This is a genomic window from Streptomyces sp. NPDC088553, assembly GCF_044752965.1.
GTDB lineage: Bacteria > Actinomycetota > Actinomycetes > Streptomycetales > Streptomycetaceae > Streptomyces.
In genome coordinates this window covers 253,892-273,770 of sequence record NZ_JBIVMG010000008.1, presented here as the reverse complement: position 1 = coordinate 273,770, position 19,879 = coordinate 253,892, and the positions used below count along the sequence as shown (strand labels likewise).

The 19,879-nt window shown below is 72.9% G+C and carries 17 protein-coding genes; 4 read left to right on the top strand and 13 right to left on the bottom strand.

What is annotated here, in order from left to right; genetic code table 11:
- Positions 1-491 precede the first annotated feature (491 nt).
- A complete protein-coding gene (locus tag ACIP8Z_RS27575; protein WP_402087996.1) occupies positions 492-1,700 on the top strand; it encodes a protein kinase in 1,209 nt (402 codons plus the stop codon).
- A gap of 119 nt (positions 1,701-1,819) precedes the next feature.
- Here ACIP8Z_RS27575 and ACIP8Z_RS27570 read toward each other — a convergent pair whose 3' ends face one another.
- The 8 genes from ACIP8Z_RS27570 to ACIP8Z_RS27535 form a co-directional block, all read right to left on the bottom strand.
- Complete coding sequence (locus ACIP8Z_RS27570; protein WP_187622675.1) at positions 1,820-2,638, bottom strand: RNA methyltransferase; 819 nt, start codon at positions 2,636-2,638, stop codon at positions 1,820-1,822.
- 73 nt (positions 2,639-2,711) lie between these two features.
- Entirely contained in the window at positions 2,712-3,965 is a 1,254-nt protein-coding gene (cobA, locus tag ACIP8Z_RS27565; protein ID WP_402087994.1) for a uroporphyrinogen-III C-methyltransferase, read from the bottom strand.
- Between the two features lie 279 nt (positions 3,966-4,244).
- Positions 4,245-7,664 (bottom strand): nicotinate-nucleotide--dimethylbenzimidazole phosphoribosyltransferase, encoded by a 3,420-nt coding sequence (gene cobT / locus ACIP8Z_RS27560; RefSeq protein WP_402087991.1) that lies wholly within the window; start codon positions 7,662-7,664, stop codon positions 4,245-4,247.
- 323 nt (positions 7,665-7,987) lie between these two features.
- Complete coding sequence (cbiE, locus tag ACIP8Z_RS27555) at positions 7,988-9,220, bottom strand: precorrin-6y C5,15-methyltransferase (decarboxylating) subunit CbiE (RefSeq protein ID WP_402087989.1); 1,233 nt, start codon at positions 9,218-9,220, stop codon at positions 7,988-7,990.
- 67 nt (positions 9,221-9,287) lie between these two features.
- A complete protein-coding gene (locus ACIP8Z_RS27550; RefSeq protein ID WP_402087986.1) occupies positions 9,288-9,923 on the bottom strand; it encodes a GNAT family N-acetyltransferase in 636 nt (211 codons plus the stop codon).
- Positions 9,924-10,119: 196 nt separating this feature from the next.
- Positions 10,120-10,977, bottom strand: a complete 858-nt coding sequence (locus tag ACIP8Z_RS27545) for a MetQ/NlpA family ABC transporter substrate-binding protein (protein ID WP_402087983.1) — start codon at positions 10,975-10,977, stop codon at positions 10,120-10,122.
- A 93-nt stretch (positions 10,978-11,070) separates the two neighbouring features.
- The gene (locus ACIP8Z_RS27540) at positions 11,071-11,739 is read right to left on the bottom strand and encodes a methionine ABC transporter permease (RefSeq protein WP_055602364.1); all 669 of its coding nucleotides are present in this window, start codon (positions 11,737-11,739) and stop codon (positions 11,071-11,073) included.
- Complete coding sequence (locus ACIP8Z_RS27535; RefSeq protein ID WP_319318137.1) at positions 11,736-12,803, bottom strand: ATP-binding cassette domain-containing protein; 1,068 nt, start codon at positions 12,801-12,803, stop codon at positions 11,736-11,738. Before ACIP8Z_RS27535 ends, ACIP8Z_RS27540 begins: the two co-directional genes overlap by 4 nt.
- A 573-nt stretch (positions 12,804-13,376) precedes the next feature.
- Between ACIP8Z_RS27535 and ACIP8Z_RS27530 the strand changes: the two genes are divergently transcribed.
- Both ACIP8Z_RS27530 and ACIP8Z_RS27525 read left to right on the top strand, forming a co-directional pair.
- Positions 13,377-13,739 carry a hypothetical protein gene (locus ACIP8Z_RS27530; protein WP_187622682.1) on the top strand — a complete coding sequence of 121 codons (363 nt, stop codon included), beginning with the start codon at positions 13,377-13,379 and terminating at the stop codon, positions 13,737-13,739.
- Positions 13,740-13,741: 2 nt separating this feature from the next.
- A complete protein-coding gene (locus ACIP8Z_RS27525) occupies positions 13,742-14,176 on the top strand; it encodes a hypothetical protein (protein ID WP_402087978.1) in 435 nt (144 codons plus the stop codon).
- A 1-nt stretch (position 14,177) separates the two neighbouring features.
- On the opposite strand, the gene ACIP8Z_RS27520 is transcribed toward ACIP8Z_RS27525, so the two are convergent.
- The 3 genes from ACIP8Z_RS27520 to ACIP8Z_RS27510 all read right to left on the bottom strand — a co-directional run bounded on the left by ACIP8Z_RS27520 (position 14,178) and on the right by ACIP8Z_RS27510 (position 16,755).
- Positions 14,178-14,681, bottom strand: coding sequence for a GNAT family N-acetyltransferase (locus tag ACIP8Z_RS27520; RefSeq protein ID WP_402087975.1), 504 nt, complete (start codon positions 14,679-14,681; stop codon positions 14,178-14,180).
- A 36-nt stretch (positions 14,682-14,717) separates the two neighbouring features.
- Positions 14,718-15,239 carry a sigma-70 family RNA polymerase sigma factor gene (locus ACIP8Z_RS27515; protein WP_402088327.1) on the bottom strand — a complete coding sequence of 174 codons (522 nt, stop codon included), beginning with the start codon at positions 15,237-15,239 and terminating at the stop codon, positions 14,718-14,720.
- Between the two features lie 316 nt (positions 15,240-15,555).
- Positions 15,556-16,755 carry a glycerophosphodiester phosphodiesterase gene (locus ACIP8Z_RS27510; protein WP_402087973.1) on the bottom strand — a complete coding sequence of 400 codons (1,200 nt, stop codon included), beginning with the start codon at positions 16,753-16,755 and terminating at the stop codon, positions 15,556-15,558.
- A 219-nt stretch (positions 16,756-16,974) separates the two neighbouring features.
- Here ACIP8Z_RS27510 and ACIP8Z_RS27505 point away from each other — a divergent pair, with 219 nt between their 5' ends.
- Positions 16,975-17,646 (top strand): lysophospholipid acyltransferase family protein, encoded by a 672-nt coding sequence (locus ACIP8Z_RS27505; protein WP_402087970.1) that lies wholly within the window; start codon positions 16,975-16,977, stop codon positions 17,644-17,646.
- 130 nt (positions 17,647-17,776) lie between these two features.
- Here ACIP8Z_RS27505 and ACIP8Z_RS27500 read toward each other — a convergent pair whose 3' ends face one another.
- Together ACIP8Z_RS27500 and ACIP8Z_RS27495 are read right to left on the bottom strand one after the other, a co-directional pair.
- Positions 17,777-19,321 carry an MFS transporter gene (locus tag ACIP8Z_RS27500; RefSeq protein WP_402087967.1) on the bottom strand — a complete coding sequence of 515 codons (1,545 nt, stop codon included), beginning with the start codon at positions 19,319-19,321 and terminating at the stop codon, positions 17,777-17,779.
- On the bottom strand, positions 19,318-19,869 hold the full coding sequence (locus ACIP8Z_RS27495; protein ID WP_402087965.1) for a TetR/AcrR family transcriptional regulator: 552 nt from the start codon (positions 19,867-19,869) through the stop codon (positions 19,318-19,320). The genes ACIP8Z_RS27500 and ACIP8Z_RS27495 overlap by 4 nt, the downstream gene beginning before the upstream one ends.
- Positions 19,870-19,879: the final 10 nt, after the last annotated feature.

The window sequence follows — 19,879 nt, the reverse complement described above, 5'->3', positions numbered from 1 at the left end:
GCGCGGCGGGTGCTTGACCTCGGGGGACGAGTGCTGCACCCGCCGCTTGACCTCAACATTAGGGAGCCGGGAGCCCCCGGACGTCATGCCCGCGTACCGACTTCCGGGCCTCCCGGAGGATGACGCCCGGTCGTACGGCGTACTCCCCTGGGTGGAGACGGCGGCGTGGAACCTGGGGACTTCCCTGAGGGGTTCCGGACGGGCCGGTGAAGGGGTTGGCCGGGGCGTGACTTCGCTCACTTCCCGGGACGTCGCGCGAAACCCCTGGTCGGAGGGGGCCGGGAGCGCCTCCCGGGGCATCCGCGGCCCGCCTCGGGCGGAGCGTCAACTGGGTTGATGGGGTGGGTGGTTGGGGCGGCCGCCGGAGGCGCTCATTCCTCCCGTGTACCCCTCAGCACTGACAATCGATCCAGGTGCGAGGGCGCGGCCTATGAGCGCGTGCGGGCGCCACTACGTAAGCTGTGCCACGTCGAACGGACGAGGGGACGGACATGGCGATGATGCGGCTCCGGCGCGAGGATCCGCGGATCGTCGGGTCGTTCCGGCTCCACCGCAGGCTGGGGGCCGGCGGGATGGGCGTCGTGTACCTGGGTTCCGACCGGCGCGGCCAGCGGGTCGCGCTCAAGGTGATCCGGCCCGACCTGGCCGAGGACCAGGAGTTCCGGTCCCGGTTCGCCCGCGAGGTCTCAGCCGCCCGGCGGATCCGCGGCGGCTGCACGGCCCGGCTCGTCGCCGCCGACCTGGAGGCCGAGCGCCCCTGGTTCGCCACCCAGTACGTGCCCGGTCCCTCCCTGCACGACCGGGTCGCCGAGGAGGGCTCGCTGCGCGCCGCCGACGTGGCCTCGATCGGGGCCGCGCTCTCGGAGGGGCTCGTCGCCGTCCACGAGGCAGGGGTCGTGCACCGGGACCTCAAGCCCTCGAACATCCTGCTCTCCCCCAAGGGCCCCCGGATCATCGACTTCGGCATCGCCTGGGCCACCGGGGCCAGCACCCTGACCCACGTCGGTACGGCCGTCGGCTCCCCCGGCTTCCTCGCCCCCGAGCAGGTGCGCGGCGCGGCCGTCACCCCCGCCACCGACGTGTTCTCGCTCGGTGCCACGCTGGCGTACGCGGCGATGTCCGACTCGCCCTTCGGCCACGGCAGTTCCGAGGTCATGCTCTACCGGGTCGTCCACGAGGAACCGCAGCTGCACGGCGTGCCCGACGCGCTGGCACCGCTCATCCGGGCCTGCCTCGCCAAGGACCCCGAGGACCGTCCCAGCACCCTTCAGCTGTCGATGCGGCTCAAGGAGATCGCGGCGCGCGAGGCACAGGGGCTGCCCGTCTCACGGCCGCCGGTGCAGCGGGAACGCGCCGAGGAGCGCAACACCCTGCGGCCGACCGAGCGCTACACCGAGCGGGACGTGCCCGGACGTGGGCCCGAGCGCGGTGCGGAGCGGAGCGTCGACCGGGGCGGCGACCGGGGCATGGAGCGTGGCGCGGAGCGGGAGCGCGGCGGGCGTGGGCCCGGGCCGTCGTCCCGGCCCTCCGCAGGGCCCCGGACCGGTGGCCGGCCCGCGACCCGGCCGGGTGCGCGGTCGACGTCCACCGGCCGCCGGCCCGCCAACCCGCGGCTGCTGCGGCAGCGGCTCTTCGTCTTCGTGGTGGTGACGCTGGTGGTGGCCCTGGGCATCGCCGCCGCCCAGGCCCTTCAGGGGTAGACGGCTCGGGCGGTCTGGGCCCGGGCGGTTTGCGGGTGGGGCCGAGGGCTGGGGTTGAGGCTGGGGGCTTGGTCCAGGGCCGGCGTTGGGGCTTGGTCCAGGGCCGGTTCGAGTCCCTTTCAGGACTCCGGGCGGCCCGTCGCCACCGCGTAGAAGGCCACCGCCGCCGCCGCGCCCACGTTCAGCGAGTCGACCCCGTGGGCCATCGGGATGCGGACCCACTCGTCCGCCGCCCGCAGCGCCTGCGTGGACAGGCCGTCGCCCTCCGCGCCCAGCATCAGGGCCACCCGCTCCATGCGGTGCGGGGCCGCCTCGTCGATCGACATCGCCTTCTCGGCCGGCGTCAGCGCCAGGAGCTTGAAGCCCGCCTCCCGTACCGCCTCCAGACCCCGCGGCCAGGTGTCGAGCCGGGCGTAGGGCACCGAGAACACCGCGCCCATCGACACCTTCACCGACCGCCGGTACAGCGGATCCGCGCAGTCCGGCGACAGCAGCACCGCGTCCATGCCGAGCGCCGCGGCGCTGCGGAAGATCGCGCCGATGTTGGTGTGGTCGTTCACCGACTCCATCACGACCACCCGGCGCGCACCGACGAGCAGCTCCGCGGCGTCCGGGAGCGGCTTGCGCTGCATCGAGGCGAGGGCGCCCCGGTGCACGTGGTAGCCGGTGACGCGCTCCGCGAGGTCCGGCTGGATCGCGTACACCGGCGCGGGGACCTCGTCGATGACGTCCCGCATCACATCGACCCACTTGGCGGAGAGCAGCATCGACCGCATCTCGTACCCCGCCTGCCGGGCCCGGCGGATGACCTTCTCGCCCTCCGCGATGAACAGGCCCTCGGCCGGTTCCCTTCTGCGGCGGAGTTCGACATCGGTCAGACCGGTGTAGTCGCGCAGGCGCGGGTCGTCGGGGTCGTCGATCGTGATGAGTTCGGCCACGAGGTGATACTGCCTTGTCCGGGGTGTGGTGCCAATGTGTGTGCGACTGTGCGTCGCCCGCTGCTGGGCGCTGCTACTTGACCAGGCGGTCCGGGCCTTCCGTCACGACCTCGCCGATCACGATGACCGCCGGCGGGCGCACCTCCTGCGTCCGCACCGTCTCCGCCACCGTCGCCAGCGTCGCGTCCACCCGGCGCTGCGCGGCCGTCGTGCCCTCCTGGACCAGGGCGAGCGGCGTCTGCGGGTCCTTGCCGTGGGCGATGAGCGCCTCGGCGATCTTCCCGATCTTGTCCACGCCCATCAGGATCACCAGCGTCCCCGTGAGCTTCGCGAGCGACGCCCAGTCGACCAGCGAACGCGGGTCCTCCGGGGCCACGTGCCCGCTCACCACCGTGAACTCGTGCGCCACGCCCCGGTGCGTCACCGGGATGCCCGCCGCGCCCGGGACCGAGATCGAGCTGGAGATGCCCGGCACCACCGTGCAGGCGATGCCCTCGACGGCGAGCGCCTGCGCCTCCTCCATGCCGCGGCCGAAGACGAACGGGTCGCCGCCCTTCAGCCGCACGACGGACCTGCCCGCCTTCGCGTGCTCGATCAGCGCGTTGTTGATGGCCTCCTGCGCCATGAACCGGCCGTACGGGATCTTCGCCGCGTCGATCACCTCGACGTGCGGGGGCAGTTCGTCCAGCAGGTCGCGCGGGCCCAGGCGGTCGGCGATGACCACGTCCGCCTCCGCGAGCAGCCGGCGGCCGCGCACCGTGATCAGGTCCGGGTCGCCGGGGCCGCCGCCGACCAGCGCCACGAAGGGGGTACGCGCGCGGTGCTGCGGGGCCGCGATCGAGCCGTCCCGCAGGCCCTCGACGATCGCGTCGCGCACGGCCGCCGAGCGGCGCGGGTCGTGGCCGGTGAGCACCGCGACGGTGACGCCCTCGCTGCGGCCCGTCGCCGGGGTCCAGGCCGTGGCCGCCTCGGCGTCGTCGGAGCGCACGCACCAGGTCCTGGTGCGCTCGGCCTCGGCGGAGGCGGCGGCGTTCGAAGCCGGGTCGGTCGTGGCGACCAGGGCGTACCAGGCGTCGGCGAGGTCGCCGTCCTCGTACCGCCGCTTGGTCCAGGTGATCTCTCCGGCCTCGGCCATCGCCTCGACCGAGGGGGTCGCGGAGGGGGAGATCAGCGTGATGTCGGCGCCCGCGGCGATCAGGGCGGGGAGCCGGCGCTGGGCGACCTGGCCGCCGCCGAGGACGACTACGCGGCGGCCGGCCAGGCGCAGGCCCACGGGGTAGGCGGGGTGCGTCGTCGGCTGGGCGGTGTGCTCGGCGTGCTCGGCCATGGGTGAGCGGCTCCTCGGAGGGCGGGTGCTGGCCGCTGCTGCGATGAAGCGGCTGGTGGGGCGGCGGCGGGGCGCCTGGTCCCAACGATATCGGTGTGGTGGTGTCGTCACGCTGTGACGGATGTCCCGGGGCTGAGCTGCTGAGTCTGCCGCTTGCCCTTCGGGCTGCCCTTCGAGAGTGCGGCTTTCTCTTTACGCGCCACAAGTCACGCTTTGCGTCCCGAACACGGTCCCTGCGCGTCCCCCACTCCCGTCGTGGGAGGGGGGACGCGCCCGGTGCTACTTCTCGGTGACTCCCGCCGAGTCGAACGTGGCCACCTCGTGCATCGCGCGGGCCGCGCTCTGCACCAGCGGGAGGGCGAGCAGTGCGCCCGTGCCCTCGCCGAGACGGAGGTCCAGGTCGACCAGCGGGCGCAGGCCCAGCTTGTTGAGCGCGGCCACGTGGCCCGGCTCGGCGCTGCGGTGTCCGGCGATGCAGGCCGCGAGCGACTCCGGCGCGATCGCGCGGGCCACCAGGGCCGCCGCGCCGGTGGACACACCGTCGAGGATCACCGGGGTACGCAGGGAGGCCGCGCCCAGGATCAGGCCGACGAGGGCCGCGTGCTCCAGGCCGCCGACCGCCGACAGGACGCCGATCGGGTCCGCCGGGTCCGGCTTGTGCAGGTCCAGGGCGCGACGGACGACGTCCACCTTGCGGGCGTGCGTCTCGTCGTTGATGCCCGTGCCCCGGCCGGTGACCTCGGTCGGATCGACGCCCGTGTAGACCGAGATCAGGGCGGCGGACGCGGTGGTGTTCGCGATGCCCATCTCGCCCGTGAGCAGGGCCTTGTTGCCGGCCGCGACCAGGTCGCGGGCCGTTTCGATGCCCACCTCGATCGCCGCCAGAACCTCGTCGCGGGTCATCGCGAGACCCGTGGTGAAGTCGGCGGTGCCGGGGCGGACCTTGCGGGGCAGGAGACCGGGGGTGGCCGGGAGTTCGGACGCCACGCCCACGTCGATGACGCAGACCTCCGCGCCCACCTGGTTGGCGAAGGCGTTGCAGACCGCTCCCCCGCCGAGGAAGTTGGCCACCATCTGGCCGGTGACCTCCTGCGGCCAGGGCGTCACGCCCTGGGCGTGGACGCCGTGGTCGCCCGCGAAGATCGCGACGGCCGCCGGCTCCGGGATCGGCGGCGGGCACACCCGGGAGAGTCCCGAGAGCTGCGCCGCGATGATCTCCAGCATGCCGAGTGCGCCGGCCGGCTTGGTCATCCGCTTCTGGCGCTCCCACGCCTCGCCCAGCGCCTTCGCGTCCAGCGGGCGGATGTTGGCGATGGTCTCCTGCAGGAGGTCGTGCGGCTCCTCGCCGGGCAGCGCGCGGCGGCCGTACGTCTCCTCGTGGACGACCCAGGCCAGCGGGCGGCGCTTGGACCAGCCCGCCTGCATCAGCTCGGGCTCCTCGGGGAACTCGTCGACGTAGCCCACGCAGAGGTACGCGACCACTTCGAGGTGCTCGGGGAGGCCCAGGGTGCGGACCATCTCGCGCTCGTCGAAGAAGCTGACCCAGCCGACGCCGAGGCCCTCGGCGCGGGCGGCGAGCCAGAGGTTCTCGACGGCGAGCGCCGAGGAGTACGGGGCCATCTGCGGCTGCGTGTAGCGGCCGAGGGTGTGGCGGCCGCCGCGGGTCGGGTCGGCCGTCACGACGATGTTGACCGGGGTGTCGAGGATGGCCTCGATCTTCAGTTCCTTGAACTGCTTCGCCCGGGCCTTCGGCAGCGACTTGGCGTAGGCCTCGCGCTGTCGCTGGGCCAGCTCGTGCATCGTCTGCCGGGTCTCGGCGGAGCGGATGACGACGAAGTCCCAGGGCTGCGAGTGGCCGACACTGGGCGCCGTGTGGGCGGCCTCCAGGACGCGGAGCAGCACCTCGTGCGGGATCGGGTCGGAGCGGAAGCCGTTGCGGATGTCGCGGCGCTCGCGCATCACACGGAGGACGGCCTCGCGCTCGGCGTCGTCGTAGCCGGGGGCCGGGGCCGACTCGGCCTCCTCTTCCGTGGAGGGGGCCGTCTCCGGCTGTTCCTCGGCCTCCACGAGTGCCTCGGGGGCGACGGGCTCCTCGGCCGCGACCGGCTCCTCGGCATGCGGGGCCTCGGCCTGCGGGGCCTCGGCGGCGGGCGCCGCCTCGGTCTCGGTCTCCGGGGCCGGCTCCGGCAGGGCCTCGGGGGCCTCCTCCGGGACGAAGGGGATCTCCTCGGCGACCGCCTCGACGGGGGCCTCCTCGGGCAGCTGCTCCTCCGCGGGCTGCTCCTCCGTCACGGCGACCGGCTCGGCCGGGACTTCGGCGACGAGTTCGGCCGGGGCCTCGGCGACCGGCTCGGCCGGGGCCTCGGCGACGGGCTCCGGCTGCTCCTCGGCTTCCGTGACCTGCTCGGCCACGGGCTCCTCGGCCTGCGCGAGCTCGGGGGTCTCGGCGGCCGGTTCGCCCTCGCGGGGGGCGGGGACGACGGCGTGGACCTCGGGCGTCTCCGCCGGGGCCTCCGGTGCGGTCTCCTCGACGGCCACCGGGGCCTCGGGCTCCGACGGCTCTTCCGGCGCGGGGGCCGGCTCGGGCGCCGGGGCCGGGGCGAGGTGGGGGGTCGTCGGGACGGTGCCCTCGACCTGGACGAACTGCCCGCTCTGCGGGACGACCGTTTCTGCGGGGAGCTCGGGGGCCTGCGGGGCCTCGGGCTCCTGCGGCTGCGCGGCCCACGGCTCGGCGCCCTGCGGCGCGAGCTGCTGGTCCTGCGCGATCTCGAAGTACTCGGGGCCGCTGGTCGGCGGACCCGGGTTCCGTACGGGCATCGGCGCGGGGCCGGTGGCCACGAGCGGCTCGGGTGCGGGGACCGGCGCGGGCTGCGGGGCCGGGGCGGGCGCGGCGGCGGGGCCGCGGTCGGCCAGCGAGAGCACGACGCCGCCGGCCTCGGGCACGGGCGGGCCCATGTGCAGCGGGCGGCGGGCCTGCTGCGGGGCCGGGGCAGGCGGGGGCACCCGGACGCCGCTCAGGTCGACGGAGCCGGAGTCGCGGCCGGCGGCCTCGTGCGCGCCGGTGTCGAGGATGCCGGGTTCGTAGCCGTGCGGGGTGGGCGCCTGCTCCTGCGGGGCCACGGGGACGCCGTGCGCGGGGGTGCCGGTGAGCTGGTCCAGCGGGATGCCGTGGGCGGGCGTGCCCGTCGGCTGGTCCGCCGGGACGGCGTGCGCGGGCGTGCTGGTGGGCTGCTCCACGGGGACTCCGTGGGCCGGGGTGCCGGCGAGCGGGACGCCGTGCGCCGGGGTGCCCAGCGGGACTCCCTGCGGCGGGGTCTGGTGCTGCGGGGCCGTGAGCACGTCGGCGAGGGCGACGGAGTCCAGCGGGGCCGTGAGGGGGTTCGGCAGCGGGTCGGTGAGCGGGTCGCCGATCACCGCCGGCGCCTCGGGGGCCGCCGGGTGCGCGGCCGGCACGCCCTGGTTCGGGACCATGGGCGCCGCCGGGGGCGGCACGGCGACCGGGGGCGCGGGCGCGACGCCCGGCGGGTGCTCGCTCCAGGCGCCCTGGGCGCCCGGCATCAGCAGAAGGTCGTCGTCCTCGGTGGTGTGCTCGGAGGGGTCCAGGAAGGTGTACGCGCCCGGTGCGGGGATGCCCGGCTGCTCGACCATGCCTGCGTTCTCCGGCAGCCCCTCGCCCGGGACCTGGCCGGTGTCCGTCATGCGTACCCCTCGCCCATCGCTTGTGCTCCTTCAGACCTGCGCCCGTCGACAAGAACGAGCGCGCGCGCCGCGCGGCACGAAGGACACGCGGACATCCATCACATTGTCGCGGCCGCGGGCCCTCGTGGCAGGGAGATTTGCCACGGTGCGCTGTGGACTGCGCCACGTCGCGCGGTCCCCCCTTGTCGCGTACCACGTCAGCGGCGCAATGTGGCCACTCGTTCAGGACATTGACGAACAAAGCGCCGAACATCCGGATGCGGTACAACAATCGGCCAGCCTACCTGGCCCGGCGGGCGCCATGGTCACGGGTGGGGGAGGCCCTAGCCGTGGGGGGTGTCGGTCCTGCGGCCGGAGAGCAGGAAGACGACCGATCGCTCGCGTTCCGACCAGTCGTGCGGATCGAGTCCGACGGTCTGGAGGAGCAGGCTCTCGACGGTGTAGCCGCCGTCGGCGAGGGCGGCGCCGATCGCCTCGGCCTCGTCCCGGGTGGAGGCGTGGGCGACGATGCGTTCCGGCCGCCGGTCGGTGCAGGCGGTGACGACGGCGACGCCGCCGGCCGCGACGCGGACGACATCGGGTTCGGGGAGGTTCTCCAGGACGTGCGGGGCCCGGCCGCGCACGGTCTGGAGGGGTACGCCGTGGCGGCGTGCGGCCTGTTCGGTGCGGGCGCAGGCGGTCGGGTCGAGGTCCACGGCGATGACGGCGGCGCCGAAGCGGGCGGCCTCGACGGAGAAGGCGCCGCCCGCGCAGCCGATGTCCCAGACGAGGTCGCCGGTGCGGGGCCCGAGGCGGGCGAGCTGGGCGGCGCGCAGGGACGGGTCCTCGCCCGCGCGGGTCCGTGCGCCGCCGCCGGCGGGGTCGTACTCCTCCGTGGGCAGGCCCCAGCCGCGGACCGGGGGCGACGCGGGGTCCTGGCCCATCAGCCAGGGGGCGGCGGGGGGCCCGCCCGCGGTGCCGCCGATGACGAGGACGACGTTCGGGTCGCGCCAGCTGTGGTCGGCGGCCTTGTCGGAGGTGAGGACGGAGACCTGCTCGCGGTCGGTGCCGAGTTCCTCGCAGACGACGAAGGTGCGGTGGACACCGTCGAGGAGCAGGGCGAGTTCGGCGGGTCCGGCGCCGGGCGAGGTGAGGACGGCGACCTTGGGGTGGGCGCGGCAGACGTTGACGGCGCGGCGCAGGGTGCGCTGCTGGGCGACGACGATCCGGGCATCCTCCCAGGGCATCCCGGCGCGGGCGAACGCGGCGGCGACGGAGGAGACGGCGGGGACGACCTCGACCTCCAGGCCGTGTTCGGGGGCGCGCAGGGTGCGGACGACGCCGAAGAAGCCGGGGTCGCCGTCGGCGAGGACGACGGCGGTGCCGCGGTGGCCGGCGATGCGGCGGGCGGCGAGGTCGACGCTGCCGAGGCGGACGCGTTCGGCGCCGGGCGGGATCTCGGGCAGCGCCAGGTGGTGGGCGGCGCCCGCCACCAGGCTGGCGGCGGAGAGCGCGGACCGGGCCGCCGCGGTGAGGGGCGAGCCGTCCCAACCGATCACCGTGACGCGGTCGGCCATTCGTCGTCTCCTGGTGTCGTCGCAGGTCGGGGGCGTCCCGAGCGTACCCCGGGTGGGGGTGCGGGGCTCAGCTCCAGTCGGTGTACGAGGAGTATCCGGCCTCGGCCATCTGGTCGGCGACGCCGTCGAGGTCCTCGGGGAGGAGGCCCCAGACGATGAAGTCGGTGCGCAGTTCGGTCCAGCCGCCGTCCTCGGTGCGGGTGCGGGCTATGCAGGCGTTGCGGAGGACGCCTTCGCTGATGCAGCCGATCTTCTGGGCGACCTGCTGGGAGGCAGTGTTGTCGGCGGCGGTGCGCAGTTCGATGCGCTCGAACTTCTGGTCGCCGAAGAGCCACTGGGCGGTGGCGAGGGCGGCTTCGGAGGCGTATCCCTCACCGCGGGCCCAGGGGGCGACGATGTAGGAGATCTCGGTGGAGCGGACCTTCCAGTCGGTCTTGGCCAGCTGGATGATGCCGACCAGCCGCTGGGTGAGGAATTCGGTGACGGCGAGGTCGATGCCCCGGCCCGCGGCGCGTTCGGCGGGCGCGTACTCGGTGATCCAGCGGCGGGCGGCCGTCTCGGTGTAGGGCTGGGGCACCGCGGTCCAGGCGCCGACGAGTTCGTCGTTCATCATCTCGGCGAGGGCGGCGGCGTCCCCTTCCTCCAGCGCGCGCAGCACCAACCGGTCCGTGTTGATGGAGATGTCCGGAAAGGTGGTAGTCATGCGCAGCTCCATGCCGTGGACCGTCCGAATCGACCGTGAACGCACAGCATGCAGCATGCGGGCGGCGGTGCGCATGGCCGGGTCGGTGTCGGGTGAGGGGTGTGGCGAAGGCCCCGCGCACCGGACGGGGTGCGGGGGCCTTCTGCTCAAGGACTGTACGGGGGAACCGGTCTGACGGTCCCTCGGACGCCGGAGACTACTGGGCGGCGCCGAAGGCCGGGATGACCGAGCCCTTGTAGGTGTCCTCGATGTACTTCTTCACCTCGGGCGAGTTGAGGAGCTTGGCGAGCTTCTGCACGCGGGCGTCCTTCTCGTTGCCCTCCTTGACGGCGAGGAAGTTGGCGTACGGGTTGCCGTCCGCCTTCTCCAGGGCGATGGCGTCCTTGGCCGGGGACAGCTTGGCCTCGATGGCGTAGTTGCCGTTGATGACGGCGGCGTCCACGTCGTTCAGGGCGCGGGGCACGGTGGCGGCCTCCAGCTCCTTGAACTCCAGGCCCTTCTTGTCGGTGATGTCGGAGAGCTTGGCGTTGGTGCCGACGCCCGGCTTGATGGTGATCAGGCCGTTCTCGGCGAGCAGCTGGAGCGCGCGGCCGCCGTTGGTGGTGTCGTTGGGGACGGCGATGGTCTGGCCCGCCTTGATGTCCTTCACCGACTTGATGTTCTTGGAGTAGAGGCCCAGCGGCTCCAGGTGGACGTCGACCACCGGAACGATGTGGGTGCCGTTCTTCTTGTTGAAGTCGTCGAGGTACGGCTTGTGCTGGAAGAAGTTGGCGTCGACCTGGCCGTTCTCGGTGGCGGTGTTAGGCAGGACGTAGTCCGTGAACTCCTTCACCTCCAGCTTCAGGCCGGCCTTCTCGGCCAGGTTGTCCTTGACGTAGTTGAGGATGTCGGCGTGCGGCGTCGGGGACGCGGCGACGACGAGCGCCTTGGAGGTGTCGCCGGCGCCGGCCGAGTCCTTGGACCCGGGGTCCGAGGAGGTGCCGCAGGCGGTGAGGCCGAGGGCGAGGGCGGCGGTGGCGGCGATACCGGCGGTGAGCTTGATGTTCTTGCGCACGAAGAGTGCCTCTTTCCGGTGGTGCGGTGGACGCCTGGACAACAAGTCCGGGCTGTTCTTCGAAGGACGAAGTCTGGGGTGGCCGGGGGGCCGTTACGCGGTACGGCCCCGGCGGGCGAGGAGTCGTACGACCCCGTCGCCGATGAGCTGGACGACGGTCACGATCAGGACCAGGACGACGACGGTGACCAGCATGAACGTGGTGTCGAAGCGCTGGTATCCGTAGGTGACGGCCTTGGAGCCGAGGCCCTCGCCACCGACCGCGCCGGCCATCGCCGAGTAGCCGATGAGGACGATGACCGTGGTGGTGACGCCCGAGACCAGCGAGGGCAGGGCCTGCGGGAGCAGCACCTTGCGGACGATGGTGGGGATGCCGCCGCCCATGGCCTGGACGGCCTCGACGAGCCCGTGGTCGACCTCGCGGATGGAGGTCTCGACGAGGCGCGCGAAGAAGGGGATGGCGCCGATGGCGAGCGGCACGATCATCGCGGTGGGGCCGATGAAGGTGCCGACGACCAGGGTGGTGAAGGGGATCAGGGCGATCAGCAGGATGATGAACGGCAGCGAACGGCCGATGTTCACGATCGCACCGACGACCTTGTTGACCGGCAGGTTCTGCAGCAGTCCGCCCTTGTCCGTGAGGACGAGGAGGATGCCGAGCGGCAGGCCGCCGAGCACGGTGACGACGGTGGCCCACAGGACCATGTAGAGGGTGTCGACGGTGCCCTGCTCCAGCAGTGGCTGCATCTCGGACCAGGTCACTTGGCACCTTCCTTCACGAGCAGGGTCGCCGCGTCCTGGACAACCGTTTCTTCGGTGGGCGTCTCCTCGACGACCTCGACCTGGAGGCCCTGCTCGCGCAGGAAGCCGACCGGGACGACGTTGTCCTCGTACCGTCCGGGCAGTTCGATCCGCATCCGGCCGATCTGCCGGCCGCCGACGGTGTCCATCGCCGCCCCGAGGATCGAGATGTCGATGTTGTACGTACGGGAGAGCTGCGAGATCACCGGCTGGGTCGCGGCATCGCCGTGGAAGGTGACGTCGACGACCGTGCGGTCGGGGCCGGTGTGGGCGCCGCTGACCGGGAAGAGCTCGGCCGCCAGCTGGGAGCCGGGGGTGGCGAGCAGTTCACTGACGGTGCCGGACTCGACGATCCGTCCCTTCTGCATCAGCGCGGCCGAGTCGCAGATCGTCTTGACGACGTCCATCTCGTGCGTGATGAGCAGGACGGTGAGTCCGAGCTGCCGGTTGAGGTCGCGCAGCAGCTGGAGGATGGAGCGGGTGGTCTCCGGGTCGAGGGCGCTGGTGGCCTCGTCGGAGAGCAGGACCTTGGGCTCGCCGGCCAGGGCGCGGGCGATGCCGACGCGCTGCTTCTGGCCGCCGGAGAGCTGGCCCGGGTAGGACTTGGCCTTGTCGGCGAGGCCGACCAGGTCGAGGAGTTCGAGGGCGCGTCGGGAGCGCTCGGCTCCGGAGACGCCGAGGATCTCCAGGGGAAGCTCGATGTTGTCCTTCACCGTGCGGGAGGACAGCAGGTTGAAGTGCTGGAAGACCATGCCGATGCTGCTGCGCGCCCGGCGCAGGTCCTTGCCGGCGCGGCGGCCCTTGCCGGCGAGGGCGGTGAGGTCCACGCCGTCGACGGTCACGGTGCCGGAGGTGGGGCGCTCCAGGAGGTTGACGCAGCGGATGAGCGAGGACTTGCCGGCGCCGCTCTGGCCGATCACGCCGAATACCTCGCCCTCGCGGACGTGGAGGTCGACACCGTCCAGAGCGGTGACCTGCCGGCCGCGCGACTCGTAGACCTTGGTCAGGCCCGAAGTGGTGATCACAGGGGGTTTCCGTCACTGTCGAGTGCGCGACGCGGGGTCCGTCGTGCACGGGGCATTCGTCTTCGGACAGTCAGGCGCACGGAGGCCGGTCCGGCGGGTGGCCGGGAGTCTCGGCGGTGCGCGGGGCGGGCACGTTCCATCGCCGGTGGGCGGGAGGAACGGCACGGCCGTCGGTCTCGCTTCGGGGCGCGAGACTCAGGCGGGGGCCCTCAGATGGCGCACATTCGACACATACAACGAGCACCGGGCGTGGGGGTCGCCTCGGTCGCAAGGATGCGGCTGCTCGTCGTGGTCATGTCTGCAAGTAAAGCATGCGCAGGTGCGAACGAAAGGGGACTGTCCGAATAGCGGACGTCATTGAGACGCCATGCGGACACTCCGGAGGCCCTCGTTCCGCCCGCTTTCCCCGTGTGGCCTGCGGGGACGCGCGCCCCTCACCGCGGCCCGCGAGGGGTCCGCCGGGGACCTCGTGGGCGCCGGCTGTGGCCAAGGCCACGGTCCGCGCGCGGGCCCGCCGCGACGGCGCGGGGGGCGAGCGCATCGGGCGCTTCGGACCGTAATACCCTCGGGCGCATGCTTGACGCCCTGACGGTCGCGGTCTCCGTGGCCGCGCTCGCCCTCGCCGCCTGGTGCGGCTTCGCCGCCTTCCGCGACCAGTCGACCAAGGACTGGCACTTCATCGGCATGGCCGTGGTGACCTTCCTCGTCCTGGTCCAGCTGATCGTCGGGATCGTGCAGCTGACGCGGGGCGAGAAGGCCGAGGAGGGCGCGACGATCTTCGTCGCCTATCTGCTCGGGGCGCTGTGCGCGGTGCCCATCGCCGGCTTCATGTCCCTCGCGGAGCGCAGCCGGTGGGGTTCGGCCACGGTGGCCGCCGGCGCGGTCGTCCTGGCCGTGCTCGAAGTGCGTCTCTACGACATCTGGACGGTGGGCTGACCATGACCGAGACGCAGGAGAAGGCCGCACCCGGCACGAAGGCCCGTCTCGTCACGGGCCCCGGCATCCTGCTGGTCTGGCTCTACGGCGTGATGTCGGTCGGCGCGGTCTCGCGCTCGATCTACCAGATCGCCACCGAGTTCGACCGGGCGCCGCTCGCGTACTCCCTGTCGGCGTTGGCCGCCGTCGTCTACGCCTTCATCACCTACACGCTGGTGCGGGGCGGGGAGAAGGCCCGCAGGGCGGCGCTGGTGTGCTGCGCCGCCGAGCTCACGGGCGTACTGATCGTGGGGACCTGGACGCTGGTCGAGCCGTCCGCCTTCCCGGACGCGACGGTCTGGTCGGACTACGGCTACGGCTATCTCTTCATCCCGGTCCTGCTGCCGCTGAGCGGCATCTGGTGGCTGCGCCGGTCGCGTACCGCGACGGCCGCCTGAGTCAGGCCGCGGCCTTCTCCAGGGTCACCAGGGTGAGCTTGGGGCCGAGCTCCCGGGTGGCGACCTGCGCGTACCCCTTGCTGCGGTAGAGGCGCAGATTGCCCTCGCTGCGGTGGCCGGTGAAGAGCTGGAAGCGCTTGGGCGACGGAGCCGGCCGTGCGGCCGTGTCGGCCGTCTCGGCGAAGTGGCGCTCGATGCCGTCGAGAAGGCGGCCGCCGAGGCCGTGCCGCTGCATCCGCGGGTGCACGATGAGCTTGGCGATCCGTACCGTGCCGTCCTCGTCGAGCCGGGCCCGTACGGAGGCGACGACCTCGTCGCCGAGCCGGGCCACCAGCCCGTACCCCTCGGCCAGTTCGGTGCGCAGGGCGTCGAGCGACTGGGTGAGCGGTTCGATGGACCAGTCCCCGTAGAGCTCCGCCTCGCTCTGGTAGCAGAGGTACTGCAGCTTCAGGATGTGCTCCGCGTCCGCCGCGTCCGCCGCTGAGATGGTCACACTCAGGCCCATGTGTGCACGCCTCCCGCTCATCTGTCGATCATCGGTTTACCGCACCCTTCCCCGTCGGCCCGGGGCGGGAACCTCTGCAGCCAGCATTCTGCGCAGGCATCCCAGGCAACGGGAACGCATCGGCCCCAGACTGCCCTGTGAGATACCCAACTCTCCTGCGATTTCCCGGTACGTGGGGTCCTCGGGATCGAGCATCGCGGTCAGCACCCGGGGGCAGCGGCCGGGGGTCCGGGTGACGGCGGCGCGCAGGGTGCGGCGGCCCTCGGCGGCCATCAGCGAGGACTCCGGGGAGCCCTGGGGCTCGGCGGTGCCCGCGTCGTGGCCGGGTTCCTCGCGGTAGGGGCGTTCGCGGTCGCTCGTCCTGCGGGCCCGGCGGGCCTCCGCGCGGACGGCGCGGCGCAGCCACTCGGCGGGACGCTCGGGGGCGCTGCCCGTGTCGCGGAGCTGTTCAAGGAGGCGGAGCCAGACGGCCTGTTCCAGGTCGCTCGGCTCGACACCGGCGGCCGGCGCCTCGGCGTCCGACTCGGCCGCGAGCAACGGGGCGAGGGCGGCGAGCAGCCCGGGGGTGGCGTCCGGGGCCGGCTCGCGGGTGCTGTCCGGCGCGGACTCGGGCGCGGTGTCCCGGCCGGACGCGCGGGTGCTGTCCGGCGCGGTGTCCCGGCCGGACGCGGGGGTGGCGCCGGGCGCGGACTCGGGCGCGGTGTTCTGGGCGGATTCGGGGAGGGTCACGGGGGTGGTCATGCACCGCACCATGCCGGGGCACGCGGGCGTGGTTGCGGTTCGGGCGTCAAACCACCCGGGAGGAGGTCGTGCGGGCCCGATCGGCGGACCCGCACGGTCCTCACGTACGCGGTCGGCTCCCCTACCCGGTCGTTCAGTCGCGGGCGGTGAGGTCCGCCGCGCCCAGCAGGGCGGTGTCCGGGTTGTCGGAGAAGATGCCGTCGATCCCCGTCTCCAGGTAGCGCTTCAGGGCCCCGAAGGAGTCCCCGTACGCCGTCGGGTCCGTGCCCCGGCGGAAGTCCGCGGGCAGGAAGGAGTTCTCGTTGCGGTGGGTGTACGGGTGGAGGATCAGGCCCTGCGCGTGCGCGTCGCGGACCAGGGTGGTCGGGTCGCCGAGGCGGCCGCTCGCGTCCTTGGGGATCACCAGGTCGAGCGTGGGGCCGATGCCCTGGGCGTACGAGGCGATCCAGCGCAGGCCCTCGGGCGCGACGAGGTCTGCGACCGTCCGCGGGTCCCCGGCCTGGACGAAGTCCCAGGGGCGGCTGGTCGCGCCGGAGAGCAGGACCACACCGGGCGAGTCGACCAGCTTCGCGAGCCGCTGGATGCTGGTCGGCTCGAAGGACTGCAGGAAGACCGGGGAGTCGGCGCGGTGACGGCCGTACCGGCGGAGAAGCTTGGCGAGGCGCTCCTCCAGGCCCAGGCCGAGGGAGCGGAAGTAGGTGGGGTGCTTGGTCTCGACGTGGAGCCAGATCTCGCGGCCCCGGCGGCGGCCCTCCTCCTCGGCCCAGCGCAGCACCTCCTCGAAGGTGGGGACCGTCCAGCGGCCGTCGTAGAGGGTGTTCTCCTGGCGGACGGCCGGAATGCGCTCCTTCGCGCGGAGGGTCTTCAGCTCGGCGAGCGTGAAGTCCTCGGTGAACCAGCCGGTGAGGGAGACGCCGTCGACGCTCTTGGTGGTCTTCCGGGACGCGAACTCCGGGTGGTCGGCGACGTCGGTGGTGCCGGTGATGTCGTTCTCGTGACGGCAGACCAGGTGCCCGTCCTTGGTGGGGACGAGGTCCTGCTCGATGACGTGGGCGCCGAGGTCCAGGGCGTGCCGGTAGGAGCCGAGGGTGTGCTCGGGGCGGTAGCCGCTGGCGCCCCGGTGGGCGATGACGGTGGGGACGGGGAGGGAGCGGTAGCCGCGGCCGTGACCGCGGCTCCGGCCCGCCGCGGGGGACGGGACCTCGGCGGTGCCCGACGCCGCCTGCGCCGCTCCGCTGCCGGCGGCGAGGGCCGTGGAGGCGCCGAGGACGGTGGCGCCCGCCGCTCCGAGAACCGTGCGCCGGGCCGGGATCCGGCGTTCGCCCTGGGTCATGTGGTGTCCTCCTGTGTCATGTCCCGCTCCTGTCGACGGGTGCCCCCGACGCTAGGCATCGGGGCCCTACGGGCGGCAGACCTACGCCGAACATGGCGGAAACACACGTCAACACTGCGTATCCACTCGGTGAACCCGATGTGCGCACGGACGTGACCCGCGAGTATCGTCGCCAGCTGCACCGTCAGCTCGGCTGACCCGCATCCCACCGGAGGAACCTTGTCCCGTCTCGCGATCATCAAGGCAGTGCTCGGGCCGGTCATGCGCCTGATGTTCCGCCCCCGCGTGGAGGGCGCCGAGAACATCCCGGGGACCGGTCCCGTCATCCTCGCGGGCAATCACCTGACCTTCATCGACTCGATGATCATGCCGATCTGCCTGGACCGTCCGGTCTACTTCATCGGCAAGGACGAGTACGTGAAGGGCAAGGGCGTCAAGGGCCGGGCGATGGCCTGGTTCTTCACCAGCGTCGGCATGATCCCGGTGGACCGGGACGGCGGCCGCGGTGGTGTGGCGGCCCTGATGACCGGCCGCAGGGTCCTGGAGGAGGGCAAGATCTTCTCGATCTACCCGGAGGGCACCCGCTCCCCCGACGGCCGTCTGTACCGGGGCCGTACGGGCATCGCGCGACTGACCCTGATGACGGGCGCGCCGGTGATCCCGTTCGCGATGATCGGCACCGACAAGATCCAGCCGGGTGGCGCGGGCTTCCCGCGTCCGGGCCGGGTGACGGTCCGCTTCGGCGAGGCGATGGAGTTCTCGCGGTACGACGGGATGGACCGCGACCGCTATGTGCTGCGGGCGGTGACGGACTCGGTGATGGCCGAGGTCATGCGGCTGTCGGGGCAGGAGTACGTGGACATGTACGCCACGAAGGCGAAGGCCGCGTAGCCCGCTTTCCGGGCGGCGACGCTCCTGGGGTCGCGTGGTCCCGGAGACAGCCGCCCGGTCCCCACGGACATGTGACGGTGCCCCCGTACGGCCAGGAGGCCGTACGGGGGCACCGTCGTTTCCGCGGGCGTCAGTGCTCGACGCCGTCCTCCAGCTTCTGGCCCTTGAGCAGGAACCAGGCCGCGACCGCCGTCGCGAGGAGGACCGCCGCGCCGACGCCGGCCGCGATCCGCAGACCGTCGACGAAGGCTTCCTGGGCGGCCGACACCAGGGCCGTCGCCGTGTCCGGGGCGAGGGCGCCGGAGGCCTCGACCGCGCCGCCGAGCGACTCGTGGGCGGCGGACGCGACGTCCGAGGGGACATCGGCCGGGGTGGCGAAGCCGCGGTAGACGCCGGTCACGATCGAGCCGAGGACGGCGATGCCGAGCGCGGCGCCCAGTTCGTACGCGGTCTCGGAGACCGCGGAGGCGGAGCCGGCCTGGTCCTTCGGGACGCTGGACAGGATCACGTCGGCGGTGACGGTGAAGGCGAATCCGGCGCCCACACCGACCACCAGCAGGGCGGCGCCGAGCAGCGGGTAGCCGGTGTGCTGGTCGAGCGTCGTCAGCACCGCGAGCGAGAGGCCGACCGCCGCGAGACCGCCTGCCACCACGGACCGCACGGAGAAGCGACGGGCCACCAGACCCGCGATCAGACCGGCCGTGACCGCGCCGACCGCCGCCGGGAGTTCGGCGAGTCCGGCCTCCAGGGGCTGCCTGCCCTGGACCAGCTGGAAGAACTGGGACAGGAAGAACACCAGGCCGGAGAGGCCGAGGATGGTCAGCAGGTCGGCGAGGACGGCGCCCGAGAAGCCGCGGTGGCGGAAGAGCCGCATGTCCAGGAGCGGCGCGGGCAGGGTCAGCTGCCGACGGACGAACCAGGTCAGGGCACCGGCACCGATCAGTGCGGCGACGCCCGCGTCCGGGGAGAGCCCGTGCGAGGCCAGTTCCTTGATCGCGTAGACGACGCCGATCAGGCCGACGAGGGAGAGCGCGACGCTGGGCAGGTCCCAGGGACCCGGGGCGGGGTTCTTGGACTCGGGGATCAGCTTGATGCCGACGAGGACGAGGACCGCCATGACGGGCAGGTTGATCAGGAAGACCGAGCCCCACCAGAAGTGCTCCAGGAGGAAGCCTCCGACGACCGGTCCGACGGCGGCGCCGGCCGAGGCCATGGCACCCCAGATGCCGATGGCGAGGCTGCGCTCGCGCGGGTCGTGGAAGAGGTTCCGGATGAGCGCCAGGGTGGACGGCATCAGGGTCGCGCCGGCGACGCCGAGCAGGGCGCGCGCCACGATCATCATCTCGGGGCTGGTCGCGTAGGCGTTCAGCACGGAGACGGCGCCGAAGGCGGTGGCACCGATCAGGAGCAGCTTCTTGCGCCCGATGCGGTCGCCGAGGCTGCCCATGGAGACCAGGAGTCCGGCGATGACGAAGGAGTAGACGTCGCCGATCCAGAGGAGCTGGGTGCCGGAGGGCTTCAGGTCCTCGGAGAGGAACGGGGTGGCGAGTCCCAGCACCGTGGCGTCGACCGCCACGAGGAGGACGGCCAGGACGAGAACGGAGAGGGCGAGCCACCGGCCGGGGCGGCGCACGCCCTCGGTATGGTCCGTGGTGCTGAGGGTGCTGACGGTCACTTCTCCACGCTCCTGCGCGCTCCGCCGAGCAGCAGCTCGGCGATCATGTACTGAAAGTCCTTGGCGGCGACCCGGCCGTCCTGTACGGCCCAGGCGCCGGAACCGACGAGCCCGTAGAAGGCCTCGGTGAGCCAGGCGGGGGTCAGATCGATCCGGAAGACGCCGCTCTCCTGTCCGCGCCGGAAGAGCGCCGAGACGCGGGCGTCGGCGTGGGCCCAGCCCTCGTGCTGCTGCTCGCCCTCGAAGAGCTGGTTCTCGGTGACGAGGAACGACAGCAGGGGGGCGACGCGCTCGACCTCGGCGATGAGCCGGCGTACGACCTCGTCCTCGGGCCCGTCGTCGAGCCCGGCCCGGTCGAGCGCCGCCTCCATCTCCTGGAGCCCGAGCTCCTCGAGCGCCCGCACCAGGGCGTCCCGTCCGGCGAAGTGCCGGTGCAGCGTGGCCCGGCCGATCCCGGCGGACCGGGCGACCTCGTCCATCGTGGCGGTCGCCTTGCGGGAGAGCAGGGCGGCGGCTGCGTGGAGCACCTGGGTGCGATCGACTGACATGAGACGACCA